This is a genomic window from Rhodococcus sp. IEGM1339, assembly GCF_050321925.1.
Classification (GTDB): Bacteria; Actinomycetota; Actinomycetes; order Mycobacteriales; family Mycobacteriaceae; genus Rhodococcus; species Rhodococcus pyridinivorans.
The window spans coordinates 1-15,843 of the sequence record NZ_JBNQFT010000014.1 but is presented as its reverse complement, the minus strand read 5'-3'; the positions used below and the strand labels follow the sequence as shown (position 1 = coordinate 15,843).

Genomic DNA, 15,843 nt, shown 5'->3' with positions numbered 1-15,843 from the left:
GAGGCTCCCCGGGACGGTTCCCGCTCCGCCGCCAGGACTCGAACCTGAACTATCTGAACCAAAATCAGAGGTGCTGCCGATTACACCACGGCGGATTGCCACACCCCCGCGGCGGAACCGGCGGGCGTGCGCCCCTGATCCTCGCACGAGACGGCGTCGACGTCGAACCTGGGGTGGCGCGATCGGGAATGGATAGGCTGTCGAACGTTCGAGTACGTCCCGCCGCCGAAGGAGGACCTGTGTCGCAGGCGTCGCAGAAGCGAACCGAGCGCACTCCGCGGATCCGGATGACGGGCACGCAGCGTCGGGAACAGCTCATCGAAATCGGTCGCGCCCTGTTCGCCGAGCGCGGCTACGAGGGCACCTCCATCGAGGAGATAGCCCAGCGGGCGCAGGTCTCCAAGCCGGTCGTCTACGAGCACTTCGGCGGTAAGGAAGGTCTCTACGCGGTGGTCGTGGACCGCGAGATGACCGTGCTGATGTCGATGGTCACCGAGAGCCTCACCCGCAACCGGTCGAGGATCCGCGTCGAGCGGGCCGCGCTCGCTCTGCTCACCTACATAGAGGAGCGCACCGACGGCTTCCGCATCCTCGTGCGCGACTCGCCGATGTCCGCCGAGGAAGGCACCTATTCGAGTCTGCTCAACGAGGCGATGCGTCAGGTGGGGAAGCTGTTGACCGGCGACTTCTCCCGGCGGGGGCTCAACCCGGAGTTCGCTCCGCTCTACGCCCAGGCTCTCGTCGGCATGGTCGCCACCACTGCGACGTGGTGGCTCGACCGCCGCACTCCGTCGAAGGAGGACGTCGCGGCCCACCTCGTGAACCTGTGCTGGAACGGCCTCATCGGTCTGGAAGCGGACCCGAAGCTCGGGGAACCCCCGGTTTCCGAATAGTCCTCTCGTTTCCGGGACCGTCTGCTCTCTACTTTCAGTTAAGTGGCGTTATCGTTGGGATACCCGTGAGAAGGCAGGCTGTGGTGGGACGACAAGTACGCGCAGAGGTGACACGCGAATCGGTGCTGCAGGGCGCAGCGACGATCTTCGTGCGCGACGGGTACGCGGACGCGAACCTGGGCGACATCATCGAGGAGGCCGGCGTCACCAAGGGTGCGCTGTACTTCCACTTCGGTTCGAAGGAAGAACTGGCGCGCGGGGTGATCGACTCCGGCTATCTCCGCTTCGAGGCCGCCGCCGAGTCCAAGATGGACCGCCGTTCCCCGGCGCTCGAGACACTGATCGACCTGTCGGTCCTGCACGTCGACATGTCCGAGACCGATTCCGTGGTGCGGGCGATGTTCCGGCTGCTGGTCGAGATCGGCGACTACCAGGGCACCGAGCACCGGCCCTACGAGATCTGGCAGAACAACCTGCAGGAGCTCGCGGCCCGGGCCGCCGACGAGGGCGACCTCGTCGAGGACGTCGACGTCCACGCGGTCTCCCTGCTGCTGCTCGAACAGGCGATGGGCGCCCGGATCATGGCGAACGCTCTCAAGGCGACCGAACGGCTCGCAGAGCAGACCGGTGCGATGTGGCAGATGATCCTGCCCGCGCTGGTGCCGGCGAACAAGCTCGAATACTTCCGGCAGTTCGTGGAGCGCCGTCTGCGGCTGCAGTCGTGACCTTCGGGCCGTTCTCCGCCGAGGAGGCCCCCGCGGCGCTGGCGGGTCTGCTCGACCGGTTCGGGTCCGACACCGCCGTGACGATCGGTGTCGTGCCGTCGTTGCTCACCATCGCCCAGGCCGCCGACGTCCTCGGCTGCTCCCGCCGGCACGTCGCGCGCCTGGTCGACACGGGCGCACTCTCCGCCGACTTCCACGGCCTGCACCGGCGGGTGTTGCGCTCCGACGTCCTCGACCTCGCGAAGCAGCAGGCGGAGGTGGTCACGACGGTCCTCGACGGACTCGCCGATCTCACGCGGCGCGAAGGACTGTACGACCCGTTCTGACAGCATGACGCGGCCCGCCGCGGCAGCACGGTACGGTCCGTTCCGACGGTTCGACGAAGGGTGACGATGCCGGTTCGAGTGGTGCTCGATGCGACGGTCCTCGCCCGCCCCCGCCTGCGCGATGTGGCGCTCGCCCTTACCGAAGACGGCCTCTACCAACCCTTCTGGAGCGACGGAATCATCGCGGAAGTGGACCGCCGACTGCCGCAGGAACTGCTGCGTCCCGCCCGCGACTTCCTCTTCGCCGAACTCGACCGCGCCTTCCCCGACGCCCGGGTGGTCTGGCCCACCACCGTGCTCCGCGAGGTGCCGCACGTGACGGGACCGAGGGAGGCACACGTGACCTCGGTGGCGCTGCTGTGCCACGCCGACGCCGTCGTCACCGCCGACCCCGAGCTCACCGGGGCACTGGAACGATCGGGTATCGAAGCGTGGACACCCGACGCTTTCGTCACCTTCGCGCTCGACGCCGATCCCGTCCGCACCCGCGCGGCACTGCTGAGAATGGTGCGCCGTCGCTGGCTCGCCGACGATGACACCCGGCGCGAGGCGGACGACGACGAACTGTTCGCACGGCTGGCCGAGTGGGCCGCGCGCGACCTCGGTGCAAACAGCGCCGACCTCCTCGCGCCCCCGGCGCGGTAGCGCGTTTCACGCCCCCGGCGCGGTAGCGCGTTTCACGCCCCGGCGCGGTGACGCGCGGGGAACAGCGGAATAGACTCGACAAGGTTCTCGTCCCACACTCAGGAGCGCCTTCCTTGTCTGCTGTGCCCCCGGCCGCTGTCCCACTGTCCGGATTGGCGCGGATCGCGCTGGCCGACGACAGACTGCGCAGGATCGGCGAGCTCGCCGGTTCCGCCGAACAGGAGATCGTCGCCCCACCCGCCGCGCGGCCGTTCGTCGCGGCGGCGCTGGCCGAGAAGACACCTCTGCTCGTGGTCACCGCCACCGGACGCGAGGCCGACGATCTCACCGCCGAACTCACCGAGATGTTCGGCGAGGGTGTCACGCAGTTCCCCTCGTGGGAGACCTTGCCGCACGAGCGCCTGTCGCCGAGCGCCGACACGGTCGGCCGTCGCCTGCACGTCCTGCGTCGCCTCGCGCGTCCCGACGATCGCGATCTCGGGCCCGCACTGCGGGTCGTCGTCGCCACCGTGCGGTCGCTGGTGCAGCCGATGGCTCCCGGACTCGGCGAGATCGACCCCGTCACGCTGCGGGTCGGCACCGAACACGACTTCGAGGAACTCGTCGAGCGGCTCGTCGAACTGGCGTACACCCGCGTCGACATGGTCGGCAAGCGCGGTGAGTTCGCGGTGCGCGGCGGCATCCTCGACGTCTTCCCGCCCACCGCCGACCATCCGGTCCGCGTCGAGTTCTGGGGCGACGAGGTCACCGAACTTCGCTGCTTCTCCGTCGCCGACCAGCGTTCGATCTCCGAGGTCGACGTGCCGGTGCTCGTCGCGCCGCCGTGCCGCGAACTGCTGCTCACCGACGAGGTCAAGGCCCGCGCCGCGCAGCTCGCCGAGGACAACCCGGCCGATGCGGCGCTCGTCGAGATGCTCGACAAGATGGCCGGCGGCATCCCCGTCGAGGGCATGGAAGCGTTGCTGCCGGTGCTGCAGCCCGGCGAGTTGCAGTTGCTCACCGACGTTCTGCCCGCCGGGGCGCACGTGCTGATCTGCGACCCGGAGAAGGTCCGCACCCGTGCGAGCGATCTCGCCCGCACCGGGCAGGAGTTCCTCGAGGCGTCGTGGACGGCCGCCTCGATCGGTGGTGCGGCGCCGCTCGACACCTCGAACCTCAACGGGGTGGACGGCCGGAAGCTCGATCTCGGCGCGTCGGCCTACCGGTCGCTGCGTCAGGTGCGCGAGGCCGCGCAGGCCGCGGGCAGACCGTGGTGGACGCTCAGCCCGCTCGCCTCCGGTGCCGACACCGAACTCGTCCTCGACGTGCAGCCGGCCCCCGAGGTCCGCGGCTCCGAGGACCTGCTGTCGATGCTGTTCGTGAACCTGCGCGCCCACGTCACCGCGGGGGGCCGCGCGGTGATCGTCGTCGCCGGTGCGGGCACCGGACAGCGCATCCTCGAGCGGCTGAAGGAGAACGAGGTCCCCGCCGCGAAGCTCGAACCGGGCACCGAACCGGTGCGCGGGCAGGTCGGCGTCATGCGCGGTTGCCTGCACGAGGGCGTCGTCCTCCCCGGCAACGACGACAACGTGGTGCCGGGGCTGGTGGTCGTCACCGAGGCCGACCTCACCGGTAACCGCGTGGTCACCGAGGGCCGCAAGACTCCAGTCAAGCGTCGCAACCAGGTCGACCCGCTCGCCCTGAACGCCGGTGACTTCGTCGTCCACGACCAGCACGGCATCGGCAAGTTCGTCGAGATGGTCGAGCGCACGGTCGGTGGTGCCCGCCGCGAGTATCTCGTCATCGAGTACGCGCCCGGCAAGCGGGGCCAGCCCGGCGACAAGCTGTTCGTGCCGATGGAGCAGCTCGACCAGCTCTCTCGGTACGTCGGCGGTGAGCTGCCGTCCGTCAGCAAGCTCGGCGGATCCGACTGGGCCAACACCAAGCGCAAGGCGCGCAAGGCGGTTCGCGAGATCGCCGGCGAGCTCGTGCGGCTGTACGCGGCGCGGCAGGCCTCGCCCGGCCATGCCTTCGCGCCCGACTCGCCGTGGCAGAAGGAGATGGAGGACGCCTTCCCCTTCACGGAGACACAGGACCAGCTCACGGTGATCTCCGAGGTCAAGGCCGACATGGAGAAGGCGGTGCCGATGGACCGCGTCGTGATCGGCGACGTCGGCTACGGCAAGACCGAGATCGCGGTGCGTGCGGCCTTCAAGGCCGTGCAGGACGGCAAGCAGGTCGCGGTGCTCGTCCCCACGACCCTGCTCGCGCAGCAGCACCTGCAGACCTTCACCGAGCGGATGGCGGCTTTCCCCGTGACGGTGAAGGGGCTGAGCCGGTTCACCGACGCATCCGATTCGCGCGCGATCACCGAGGGCATGGCCGACGGCACCGTCGACATCGTCGTCGGCACCCACCGCCTGCTCCAGACCGGGATCCGCTGGAAGGACCTCGGTCTCGTGATCGTCGACGAGGAGCAGCGTTTCGGCGTCGAGCACAAGGAACACATCAAGGCGCTGCGCACGCACGTCGACGTGCTCACGATGTCGGCCACACCGATCCCGCGAACCCTCGAGATGAGCATGGCCGGGATCCGCGAGATGTCGACCATCCTCACCCCGCCCGAGGAGCGGCACCCGATCCTCACCTATGTGGGTGCGTACAACGACAAGCAGGTCGCCGCGGCGATCCGCCGAGAGCTGCTGCGCGACGGTCAGGTCTTCTACGTCCACAACCGGGTGAGCTCGATCGACAAGGCTGCCAAGCGACTCCGCGATCTCGTCCCCGAGGCGCGGGTCGCGGTCGCGCACGGGCAGATGAAGGAGGAGACGCTCGAGAAGACGGTGCAGGGCTTCTGGCAGCGCGAGTTCGACGTGCTGGTGTGCACGACGATCGTCGAGACCGGCCTCGACATCTCGAACGCCAACACGCTCATCGTCGAACGTGCGGATTCGCTCGGTCTGTCGCAGCTGCACCAGTTGCGCGGCCGCGTCGGGCGTTCGCGTGAGCGCGGCTACGCGTACTTCCTGTACCCGGCGGAGAAGCCGCTGACGGAGACCGCCTACGACCGACTCGCCACGATCTCGCAGAACTCCGATCTCGGCGCGGGTATGGCCGTGGCCATGAAGGACCTCGAGATCCGCGGCGCCGGTAACGTTCTCGGTGCCGAACAGTCCGGCCACGTCGCCGGCGTGGGCTTCGACCTGTACGTGCGGCTCGTCGGCGAGGCCGTCGAGGCGTACCGGGCCGCGGCCGACGGCCGCACGGTCACCACCGACGAAGCGCCCAAGGAGGTGCGGATCGACCTTCCCGTCGATGCGCACATCCCGGCCGACTACGTCGCATCCGACCGGCTGCGCCTCGAGGCGTACCGCAAGCTCGCCGCCGCGAACGACGACGCCGCGATCGCCACGGTCGTCGACGAACTCGTCGACCGTTACGGTCCGCTGCCCGATGAGGTGCAGCGGCTCGTGTCCGTCGGCCGGTTGCGGTTGCTGTGCCGCGAGTACGGCCTCGAGGAGGTCGCGGTCACCGGCACCCAGATCCGGATCTCGCCGATGGAGCTGCCCGACTCGAAGCAGATGCGGCTCAAGCGGTTGTACCCGGGAGCGCAGTACCGCGCGACGAGCGGTCTCCTGCAACTGCCGATCCCGCGGACCGGCGGGGTCGGATCGGATCGGGTGCGCGACGTGGCGCTGCTGCAGTACATCGCCGACTTCCTGCTCGCCCTCGACGGCAAGCCGCAAGGCTCGGTGGACCTGAACAGCGCGGCGACGGTGAATGCATGACCGACTACACCGCTCTCGCCGAGGCGGCGGCCGTGATGGACAGACTGTGGTCGTTCGGGGGATGGGAGGTCACCCAGACCCACGAGAGTCTGCGCCGCTATCTGATCGAGGAGACCTACGAGGTTCTCGACGCCGTCGAGTCGGGTGATCCGGACGAACTCCGCGAAGAACTCGGCGACCTGCTGCTGCAGGTGCTGTTCCACTCCCGGATCGCCGAGGCGAACGGGCAGTTCACGGTCGACGACGTGGCGGCGACGCTCGTCGCCAAGCTGGCCGCGCGCAGCCCGCACCTGACCAACGGGCACGCCGGTCCGCTCGACGTCGCGGAGCAGGAAGCGGCGTGGGAGATCGCGAAGAAGACGGAGAAGGCACGCACGTCGTGCCTCGACGGGATCGCGATGGCACAGCCCGCACTCTCCCTGGCCGACAAGGTGATCGAACGCGCGATGCGAGCGGGTTTCCCGGAGGACCTGGTGCCCGAGACGTTGCGGGTCGTCCGGATCACAGGCACGGGCGACACGGAGTCGACGCTCCGATCGGCGATCCTCGCGTTCGCCGGATCGATCCGGGCAACGGAGAAGGCCGCGCACACCGACGGAGTTCCGCACGGCGGGCTCGACGAGGATGCGTGGCGTCGCTACTGGGCACCCGCCGGCGAGCACCGCGGGGGACCCGCAGACGAGCACCGCGGGGGACCCGCAGACGAGCACCGCGCCTGAATGTGTCTCACCCGACCCACCGGACCCCGTGCCGGCTGTCGGGTGGAATACACCAGCGGCCCTCGAACTCCGGGAACTGCGCCCGCACTTCGGGGAGCAGATCGGGGATGGTGAGCAGGATGCAATCGGGGGATGCATCGCGCAGAGCGGTGAGGTCGACGATCGGGACGTCCGTTCCCGGCATTCGTCGTCCGGCCTTCGCCGGTGAGCCGTCGGCGACGGCCTCCATGACGGAGCGGTCGACACCCGCACGAGCGAACAGTGCCACGGCCCGGGAAGCCGCGCCGTAGGCGAAGACCCGTCGGTGTTCGGCGGCCGACTTGCGCATCCAGGAGACCAGTTCGTCCACCTGGCGGTCGGCCCGCCGTTGCAGGGTGCGGAGTGTCGCAGCGCTCGTGATGCCGGTCGCCCGTTCGGCGGCGAGGATCCGGCGTGCACTCAGTCCCGCATTCTACAGATCGGTGGTGACCGGCTTCGAGCTGTTGGTGCTCGTGATCGCCCACGTGGTCGTCACGGTCGGATACCACTGCTTCGACCAGATCGACTCGTGGCGTACCCCCGTTCTCGTCGGCGCCTCGACGACTGCGGCGATCGTCTCCCTCGGAATCCAGAAGGCCTGGGACGAAAGAATTCTCGGAACCGGCACAGAGGAGTACCGGAGGGTCGCCCGCGGATACGTCTTCGCCGTCGCCGCCCTGGCCGTCGCCGGATACGGATGGGGGCACCTCGGCCGGTCAGTCCTGGACGTTCGGTTCGCTGCTGATCGCTCTCGTGCTCACCCTGCTGGGGCGGACGCTGCTCCGCCGTCACCTCTCGAAGGCCCGCACCGAGGGTCGATATCTGCACTCGGTGCTCGTGGCCGGAGACGTGGAGTAGGTGCACGAGCTGGTCGCCCGGGCCGACTGCCTCCGACGCGCCGGATGGCGGGTCGACGGCATCTGCCTCGCCGTCGACCGCGGCGCCGACTCCCTGCCGGTGGCCATCGACGACATCCCCGCCCTCGGCACCGACGAGATCGTCCTGGCCGTCGCCGAGCAGCACAACTTCGAGGCCGTCGCACTCCTGCCCTCCGGTTGGTGGCCGCACGCGCGGACACGCAGACTCGGCTGGGACCTCGAGAAGATCGGTGCCGAGCTCCTCATCGCCCCCGTGCTTATGGACGTCGTCGGCCCGCGCCTGCACATCTCCCCGCTCGAGGGGCTGCCCCTGTTGCAGATGAGCGCCCCCAGCTACAGTGGCCCGGCCTGGATCGTGAAGAACGTCTTCGATCGGGTCCTCGCGGTGCTGATCCTGATGGTGATCGCGCCGGCACTGCTCGCCGTCGCGGTCGCGATCAAGGTCGGCAGCAGAGGACCGATCCTCTTCCGTCAGCAACGGGTGGGACGCGGCGGAACCCCGTTCACGATGTACAAGTTCCGCAGCATGGTCGTCGGCGCCGACGAGCACAAGGACGACATCGCCGATCACGACATCGGTGCCGGAGTCGGCCCGCGCCCACCGCTCGAATGCGAGGTCGCCCGGTACGGAGAGGACGGCGCGGCGCGGCGGTTGTTCGTCAAACCGGGTGTGACGGGACTGTGGCAGGTCAACGGACGCAGCAATCTGTCCTGGGACGAGTCGGTACGGGCCGATCTGCGGTACGTCGAGAACTGGACCTTCATGCTCGACCTGTCGATCCTGCGTCGCACCATCCGGGCGGTCCTCAGCGGGGACGGCGCGTATCGAGGGACATCGCTGCCGAAACAGCGGTGGAGTCCGACCCCTCGCGGATTCCACCCTCCGAGGCCGGCGCCGACGATCAGGCGGGATCGTCGACGCCGGTGCGTCTACATGGGGTTTTCGTCCCGTATGGAATATGGAGGGGTGCCGTCCGATCGAGAACCCCGACGCTGGCTGTGGCCGGTGGTCCTGCTCAGTGCACTCGTCGCCGTCGTCTTCGTGGCGGTCGAGTCCGCTCTGCACTCACCCCGGCGACCGTCCGTCGAGATCCCCGACGGCGTCCCGCCGGCACCCGGTCTGCCCGTTCCGCCCATCGACGTGAACGGTCCCGGCCGCACAGCAGCACAGCTCGCCGACTGGGCCGAATCACAGTCCCGCGAACTGGGCATCCCCACCACCGCACTCGAGGCGTACGGGCACGCGGCGGCCGTCCTGGCCGTCGGCACCCCCGACTGCGGCCTGTCGTGGACGACCCTCGCCGGCATCGGCAACGTGGAGAGCAGCCACGGACGGTTCGGCGGCGCCTCCCTCGGATCCGACGGCAGCGTCTCACCGCCCATCCGGGGTGTCCCGCTCGACGGCACCCGGGGCAACGCCGAGATCCGCGACACCGACGGTGGCCGCCTCGACGGCGACCCGGTGCTCGACCGGGCGGTCGGGCCGATGCAGTTCATCCCCGAGACCTGGGAACGGTGGGGCGTCGACGCGAACGGCGACGGCATCGCCCACCCCGACAACATCGACGACGCGGCCCTGACCGCAGGCCGCTATCTGTGCGACCGTGGAGGCGACCTGACCACCGCGGAGGGCTGGACGAACGCCCTGATGGCTTACAACCGCTCCACCGAATACCTGATGCTCGTCCGCGACCGCGCCGCCGCCTACGGCGTGGGAGTGCGGCCGTAGACAGTACCGCGCCGGGCCTCGAGCGCGCCTGTACCTCACACGCAGGTCGCGACCGTTAGGCTGTCCACAGCGTGCAGACACCGCAGCGTGACAGTCCATCGAAGGAGAATCAGCCAGTGGCCATCATTGAGCAGGTAGGAGCCCGCGAAATCCTCGACTCCCGTGGCAACCCCACGGTCGAGGTCGAAGTGCTGCTCGAGGACGGAAGTTTCGCTCGCGCTGCAGTGCCGTCGGGCGCCTCCACCGGCGAGCACGAGGCCGTCGAGCTGCGTGACGGCGGCGACCGTTACCTCGGCAAGGGCGTCGAGAAGGCCGTCGAGGCGGTTCTCGCCGAGATCGGCCCGGCCATCATCGGCCTCGACGCCACCGAGCAGCGCACCGTCGACCAGGCACTCCTCGACGCCGACGGCACCCCCGACAAGGGCCGCCTCGGCGCGAACGCCCTGCTCGGCGCGTCGCTCGCCGTGGCGAAGGCCGGTGCGGAGTCGTCCGGACTCGAGCTGTTCCGTTACGTCGGAGGCCCGAACGCCCACATCCTTCCCGTTCCGATGATGAACATCCTCAACGGTGGCGCCCACGCCGACACGGGCGTCGACGTCCAGGAGTTCATGGTCGCCCCGATCGGCGCCCCGACCTTCAAGGAATCCCTCCGCTGGGGTGCCGAGGTCTACCACTCCCTCAAGTCCGTGCTCAAGAGCAAGGGCTTGGCCACCGGCCTCGGCGACGAGGGCGGCTTCGCCCCCGACGTCGCGGGCACCAAGGCCGCGCTCGACCTGATCAGCGAGGCCATCGGTAAGACCGGTCTGAAGCTGGGCAGCGATGTCGCGCTCGCACTGGACGTCGCGGCCACCGAGTTCTACACCGAGGGCACCGGCTACAAGTTCGAGGGCCAGAACCGGACGGCCGCCGAGATGGGCGCCTTCTACGCCGAGCTGCTCGGCCAGTACCCGCTGGTCTCCATCGAAGATCCGCTCAGCGAGGACGACTGGGAGGGCTGGGTCGCGCTCACCGAGGAGATCGGCGACAGGATCCAGCTCGTCGGCGACGACCTGTTCGTCACCAACCCCGAGCGCCTCGAGGACGGCATCGTCAAGGGCGCCGCGAACGCGCTGCTCGTGAAGGTCAACCAGATCGGCACCCTCACCGAGACCCTCGACGCCGTCGACCTCGCGCACCGCAACGGCTACAAGACGATGATGAGCCACCGCTCCGGCGAGACCGAGGACACCACCATCGCCGATCTCGCCGTCGCCGTCGGCAGCGGACAGATCAAGACCGGCGCGCCCGCCCGCTCCGAGCGTGTCGCCAAGTACAACCAGCTGCTGCGCATCGAGGAGTCCCTCGGCGACGTCGCTCGCTACGCCGGCGAGCTCGCCTTCCCGCGGTTCTCCGTCGAGGGCTGATCGCCGGCATGAGTCAGCGCGGTAGATCCCGTCCCGGAGCGAGGCGCACCCGCACCGAGGGTGTGTCCGGCGTCCGGCGTCCGAGCCGGGTCCGGCCCACGGGATCTACCGCGCCGGCCGAACACTCGGCCGAGAACGCGGGTGCGCGGCCGGCCGGCCGCGAGGACCCCGTTCATTCGTCGCCCGGTCGCGGCCGCCCCGGTGGTTCGGGGCGAGCCCGCCCCACCCGGGTCGGCGCGCCCCGCGACTCCCGCCGCCCCCGCACCGAACGCACCGTCCTGGGCCTGTCCACCGGCCGCGCCGTGGTGCTCGCCCTCGTCGTGTGTGGTCTCGCGCTCACCCTCGCGGTGCCGCTGCGCACCTACGTGAGCCAGCGTTCCGAAGCCGAGCAGCTCGCCGCCGAACGCGTGCAGCTCGAACAGGAGATCGCGGCCCTCGAGGAACAGAAGGCCCGCATGGAGGACCCGGCCTGGGTCCGCGCCCAGGCCCGCGAGCGACTGCGCTTCGTCGTCCCCGGCGACATTCCCTACCAGGTGCAACTGCCGGGCGACGCCCCGCCCGAACGTGAGGAACGCGAACCCGACCGGCCGACGACCGGCGCCTGGTACAGCGACCTGTGGTTGTCGGTGTCCGAACCGGCACCCGAACCCGAGCCCGAACCCGTGCCCCAGCAGATGCCTGTGGCACCCCCAGAACCAGGAGATGTCCCCGGGTGACCGATCACGTCACGCAAGAAGACCTCGACGCCGTCGCCGCCCAGCTCGGGCGCAAACCCCGCGGCGTCCTGGCCATCGCCTACCGTTGCCCCGACGGTGCGCCCGGAGTGGTGAAGACCGCGCCCAAGCTGCCCGACGGCACGCCCTTCCCGACGCTGTACTACCTCACCGACCCGCGCCTCACAGCCGAAGCGAGCCGGCAGGAATCCGCCGGGGTCATGAAGGAGATGACCGAGCGCCTCGGCGCCGACGAGGAACTTGCTGCGGGCTACCTGCGCGCCCACGAGTCGTACCTGGTCGAACGCGACGCGATCGAGTCGCTCGGCACCGACTTCACCGGCGGCGGCATGCCCGAACGCGTCAAGTGTCTGCACGTGCTGATCGCCCATTCGCTCGCGAAGGGACCGGGCGTCAACCCGCTCGGCGACGAATCCGTAGCCCTCGCCGCCGACGCCGGTCTGCGTGGCACGGCGATCCCCGCCGACTGGCCCACCTACGCCGAGCTTCGTGGAGAAAAACAGTGAGGGTCGCGGGAATCGACTGCGGCACCAACTCCATCCGCCTTCTGATCGCCGACATCGCGAAGGACGGCACCCTCACCGACGTCACCCGCCTAATGAAGGTCGTGCGGCTCGGGCAGGGCGTCGACGCCACCGGTCGTCTCGCACCCGAGGCGATCGAACGCACGCGGGTCGCGCTGGTGGAGTACGCCGACCTGATCCGCGAGACCGGCGCCACCGCCGTTCGCATGGTTGCCACCTCGGCCACGCGCGACGCGAGCAACCGTGAGGACTTCTTCGCGATGACCCGCGAGGTGCTCGGTGCCGTGATCACCGGAGCCGAGGCAGAGGTCATCACCGGCGACGAGGAGGCGCGTCTGTCCTTCGCTGGTGCGGTCGGCGAACTCGACTCCGCGCGTGGGCCTTTCGTCGTCGTCGATCTCGGTGGCGGATCCACCGAGGTCGTGCTCGGCGACGCCGACGGTGTGCACGCCGCCTACTCCACCGACATCGGCTGCGTCCGGCTGACCGAACGGTGCCTGCACGACGACCCGCCGACCGCCGCGCAGGTCGCTGCGGCACAGGAGGTCGCGGCGGACAAGATCCGCGAAGCGCTCGAGCGGGTGCCGGTCGAGCAGGCCCACACCTGGGTGGGTGTCGCGGGCACCATGACCACCCTCGCCGCGCTCGCCCTCGAACTCGACGAGTACGACTCCGAGAAGATCCACTTGTCGTCGGTGCCGTTCGACCGCCTGCGCGAGGTGTGCGACGGTCTCGTCGCCGCGACCCGCGAGAAGCGCGCGGCGCTCGGCCCGATGCATCCCGGCCGCGTCGACGTCATCGGCGGCGGCTCGATCATCACCACGGTCCTCGCCGAGGAACTCGGCCGCCGAGCCGGCATCACCGAGCTGGTCGTGAGCGAGCACGACATCCTCGACGGCATCGCCCTGTCCGTCGCCCGCTAGTTCTTTGATCCGCACTACTCGGAGATCCAGTCGGGCGGCTACCGCAGCCTCGACGAGAACCAGCGCGTCCGCTTCGAGATCGGCCAGGGTGCCAAGGGTCCCCAGGCCACCGGTATCACCGTGATCTGATTCGATCTCCCGTTCCCCCAGGGGATCCGAGACACCATCAGGCCCGCCTCGTCATTCGAGGCGGGCCTGATGCATGTCCTGGCCGGATCGAGCGGAAACGATTGTGACGACAGGAAATCCCGTCAGGGCACCGTGAAACGAGTGGTGAACCGGGCGGGGTCGAGATAGGTCGTGTTGAGGCCGTCCGTGGTCACTGTCATTCCCGCATCGCCGGAACCGATGTCGATACTGATCTGTCCGCTGGGAGCGTGTCCGGGTTCGCCGGGAGCCGACGTCAGCTCGAGGGCGCGTACGCCGTTCCTCTTGCTTCCCCAGTGGTTGACGAATGCGGTGATGGTGCACGAACCGCCCAAGAACGTCGACCAGGACAGATCGATGAGGATCGTTCCCGGTCGATGGTGCGGGGCGAACACGTGGCCGGTCAGCTGCCCGCTGCACGGTACCGAGTGGTCCCGCCCCAACGAGTATGTGGTCGGCAGGGGAACGAACTCCTGGTGGTGCGCGGACGCCGTGCCCGGAAGAACCGCGAGCAGGGCAAGCGACATGCCGCCGACCGCGAACGTCCGACGGAATTGTCGTCCAGTCACGCTCCGAGCGGTGTTCATACCGTCCCGCAGTCCGACGACGGCGCAACGCCGGCGAATCGGCCGTCGAGGAAGTCCAGCGCACCCGGCAAGCCGTTCACGGCGGCAGTGATGTGATCCGGGCTCGGCACGAGTTCGGTCCGCACCGCCACCCCGGCGTCGCAGTACCTGCGCAGCGTCGTGGAGATCGCATCGAGAGGAATCAGCACGTCGGTCGGTGAATGCCACTCGTACACCGGGGCATTCGGCACCGTCGAGACCTTCTCGACGCTGTTCTCCATCAGCACCTCCTGCACGGTCGGGCTGTCGAGCAGGGCAAGGCCCGCCGCCGCGTCGGCGATGTCGGCCATGCTGCGACCGGCACCGGCGAGCAGAATTTCGTTGGTGCACGCGTTGGCGATGCGGTCGCGCAGTTCCCGCCCCGCACCGTTGAGCTGCTCGCTGACCGGCATGCGGTCCGGGTACTCACGTTCGAGGCCGAGGGCGGCCGCCATCGCCAATCCGAAGGCGGGATGCGCGGATTCGCCGAGTTCCCGGGCCATCTCGCCGATGTCCATCGGGACGCCACCGTAGGCGGAGCCGACGATCGGGATCTCGGGCGCGTAGGTCGGGGCGAGTGCTGCGGCCATCGCTGTCGCCATCCCGCCGCCGGAGTAGCCGGCGATGCCGACCGGACTGTCGGCGAGTTCGAGCGGTGCGTAGCGTTGCGCGGCCCGGATGCCGTCGAGGGTGATCTGCCCGCCGACCTTCGCGGCGCCGTAGGCGCTGTTCGGTCCGAGATGATCGGGAACGGCCAGCGACCAGCCGCGCTGGATCGCGATGAGCAGGCCGGGAGACTCCCGGATCCCTCGCAGTGGGTTCGGTGCGTACAGCGCCGTCGACGGCGCGCATTCGAGCCCGAGTGCGTTGATGATGGCTTGGTACGAGACGAGCGGACGACCCGGCGCCCCACCCTGAGGGGACAGCACGGTGGTCACTGCGGAGATCGGTTCGCCGTCGGAGTTCGTCGACCGGAACTTCAACTGGACGGCGTCGGTGCCGGGAAATCCGAGCGGCGGCGGAAGGACGCGCGCGGCGAGGACGTCACCGGGCTGCCGATCGGCGATGTCGTCGGGGGTGCTGTAGAAGGAGTCGTTCACGGACGCGGGGTAGACGATGCCTTCGGCCTGTGCGGAGGGTGCGGCCACCAGGCTCGGCGTCGCTGCCAGGGCCATGACGGCTACTGCGGTGGCGAGTCGCCCGGTCAGTGGGCGTGCGGTCGCGAAGCGCATCCATGGTCCTTCTCTTCGTGCCCGGTTCACCACCTGGCTGTCCGCTGTGTACTTGTCTCCCCGCAGGATGTCGGCCGGAAATCGAGGTGCGTTACAGCCCGGGCGAGGAGCACATTCGAAGTCGGATCCGAGGAGGTCGAGGAGCAATGAGGATCGAACCTTGCACGGCCGAACGACGAAGTGACGTACTCGATCTCTCCCTCCGGGCGTGGCGTCCCGTCCTCGGGCTGTACCGGCCTCCGTCTACGAGGGGAGAGGATACGAACGCCGTCCCGTCGCACGGTACTTCAAGAACCTCGCGCCCCGGCGCGGTGGTGGACAGTCGTGAACGCTAATGTGATCCCCACGCCCCTATAGCCCAATTGGCAGAGGCAGCGGACTTAAAATCCGCACAGTGTGGGTTCGAGTCCCACTGGGGGCACAGGTCCGGGGTCGTCCCCGATGCATCCGCTACCGCTCTCGCTATCCGCTACAGCAATTCGTTGGTTGCCAGGATGGTCGTGAGACACATTCAGGGACGGACGCGGGGAAACGGAAGCATCATGATCGACGTCGAAGTCGGCCGAACACCGACA

The 15,843-nt window shown here is 69.1% G+C and carries 14 protein-coding genes, 2 tRNA genes and 2 pseudogenes; 14 read left to right on the top strand and 4 right to left on the bottom strand.

The annotated features are described in order from the left end of the window. Positions 1-23: 23 nt before the first annotated feature. Positions 24-95 (bottom strand) — tRNA-Gln (locus ACQR3U_RS14055). Between the two features lie 192 nt (positions 96-287). On the opposite strand from ACQR3U_RS14055, the gene ACQR3U_RS14050 reads away from it, so the two are divergent. The 6 genes from ACQR3U_RS14050 (at position 288) to ACQR3U_RS14025 (ending at position 7,075) form a co-directional block, all read left to right on the top strand. After that, the gene (locus tag ACQR3U_RS14050) at positions 288-893 is read left to right on the top strand and encodes a TetR/AcrR family transcriptional regulator (RefSeq protein WP_024103232.1); all 606 of its coding nucleotides are present in this window, start codon (positions 288-290) and stop codon (positions 891-893) included. 83 nt (positions 894-976) lie between these two features. Beyond that, the gene (locus tag ACQR3U_RS14045) at positions 977-1,618 is read left to right on the top strand and encodes a ScbR family autoregulator-binding transcription factor (RefSeq protein ID WP_033098277.1); all 642 of its coding nucleotides are present in this window, start codon (positions 977-979) and stop codon (positions 1,616-1,618) included. Continuing rightward, positions 1,615-1,944 (top strand): helix-turn-helix domain-containing protein, encoded by a 330-nt coding sequence (locus ACQR3U_RS14040; protein ID WP_006553851.1) that lies wholly within the window; start codon positions 1,615-1,617, stop codon positions 1,942-1,944. Before ACQR3U_RS14045 ends, ACQR3U_RS14040 begins: the two co-directional genes overlap by 4 nt. A gap of 66 nt (positions 1,945-2,010) precedes the next feature. After that, positions 2,011-2,589 carry a PIN domain-containing protein gene (locus tag ACQR3U_RS14035; protein ID WP_039584602.1) on the top strand — a complete coding sequence of 193 codons (579 nt, stop codon included), beginning with the start codon at positions 2,011-2,013 and terminating at the stop codon, positions 2,587-2,589. Between the two features lie 113 nt (positions 2,590-2,702). Continuing rightward, a complete protein-coding gene (gene mfd, locus ACQR3U_RS14030) occupies positions 2,703-6,356 on the top strand; it encodes a transcription-repair coupling factor (RefSeq protein ID WP_230810744.1) in 3,654 nt (1,217 codons plus the stop codon). Next, positions 6,353-7,075 carry a MazG family protein gene (locus ACQR3U_RS14025; RefSeq protein ID WP_230810745.1) on the top strand — a complete coding sequence of 241 codons (723 nt, stop codon included), beginning with the start codon at positions 6,353-6,355 and terminating at the stop codon, positions 7,073-7,075. The genes mfd and ACQR3U_RS14025 overlap by 4 nt, the downstream gene beginning before the upstream one ends. Before the next feature lie 7 nt (positions 7,076-7,082). Here the strand turns inward: ACQR3U_RS14025 and ACQR3U_RS14020 are convergent, their stop codons facing one another. Continuing rightward, complete coding sequence (locus ACQR3U_RS14020) at positions 7,083-7,502, bottom strand: hypothetical protein (protein WP_269572350.1); 420 nt, start codon at positions 7,500-7,502, stop codon at positions 7,083-7,085. Positions 7,503-8,230: 728 nt separating this feature from the next. Here ACQR3U_RS14020 and ACQR3U_RS14015 point away from each other — a divergent pair. The 7 genes and pseudogenes from ACQR3U_RS14015 to ACQR3U_RS13985 all read left to right on the top strand — a co-directional run. Then, positions 8,231-8,719, top strand: a pseudogene (locus ACQR3U_RS14015) (sugar transferase); the annotation flags it as partial. Between the two features lie 204 nt (positions 8,720-8,923). After that, positions 8,924-9,700: a lytic transglycosylase domain-containing protein gene (locus ACQR3U_RS14010; RefSeq protein ID WP_230810753.1), complete on the top strand. Its 777-nt coding sequence runs from the start codon at positions 8,924-8,926 to the stop codon at positions 9,698-9,700. Between the two features lie 116 nt (positions 9,701-9,816). Next, entirely contained in the window at positions 9,817-11,103 is a 1,287-nt protein-coding gene (gene eno / locus ACQR3U_RS14005; protein WP_024103250.1) for a phosphopyruvate hydratase, read from the top strand. Positions 11,104-11,111: 8 nt separating this feature from the next. After that, positions 11,112-11,819, top strand: a complete 708-nt coding sequence (locus ACQR3U_RS14000; RefSeq protein ID WP_230810746.1) for an FtsB family cell division protein — start codon at positions 11,112-11,114, stop codon at positions 11,817-11,819. After that, positions 11,816-12,343: a DUF501 domain-containing protein gene (locus tag ACQR3U_RS13995; protein WP_230810747.1), complete on the top strand. Its 528-nt coding sequence runs from the start codon at positions 11,816-11,818 to the stop codon at positions 12,341-12,343. The genes ACQR3U_RS14000 and ACQR3U_RS13995 overlap by 4 nt, the downstream gene beginning before the upstream one ends. Beyond that, positions 12,340-13,284: a Ppx/GppA phosphatase family protein gene (locus ACQR3U_RS13990; RefSeq protein ID WP_230810748.1), complete on the top strand. Its 945-nt coding sequence runs from the start codon at positions 12,340-12,342 to the stop codon at positions 13,282-13,284. Before ACQR3U_RS13995 ends, ACQR3U_RS13990 begins: the two co-directional genes overlap by 4 nt. A gap of 12 nt (positions 13,285-13,296) precedes the next feature. Beyond that, a pseudogene (locus tag ACQR3U_RS13985) lies at positions 13,297-13,413 on the top strand (cold shock domain-containing protein); the annotation flags it as partial. A 122-nt stretch (positions 13,414-13,535) separates the two neighbouring features. Here the strand turns inward: ACQR3U_RS13985 and ACQR3U_RS13980 are convergent. Next, positions 13,536-14,000 (bottom strand): hypothetical protein, encoded by a 465-nt coding sequence (locus ACQR3U_RS13980; protein ID WP_033098280.1) that lies wholly within the window; start codon positions 13,998-14,000, stop codon positions 13,536-13,538. A 14-nt stretch (positions 14,001-14,014) separates the two neighbouring features. Next, a complete protein-coding gene (locus tag ACQR3U_RS13975; RefSeq protein WP_230810749.1) occupies positions 14,015-15,268 on the bottom strand; it encodes a lipase family protein in 1,254 nt (417 codons plus the stop codon). Positions 15,269-15,615: 347 nt separating this feature from the next. On the opposite strand from ACQR3U_RS13975, the gene ACQR3U_RS13970 reads away from it, so the two are divergent. Further along, positions 15,616-15,689 (top strand) — tRNA-Leu (locus tag ACQR3U_RS13970). The last annotated feature ends 154 nt before the right edge of the window (positions 15,690-15,843 follow it).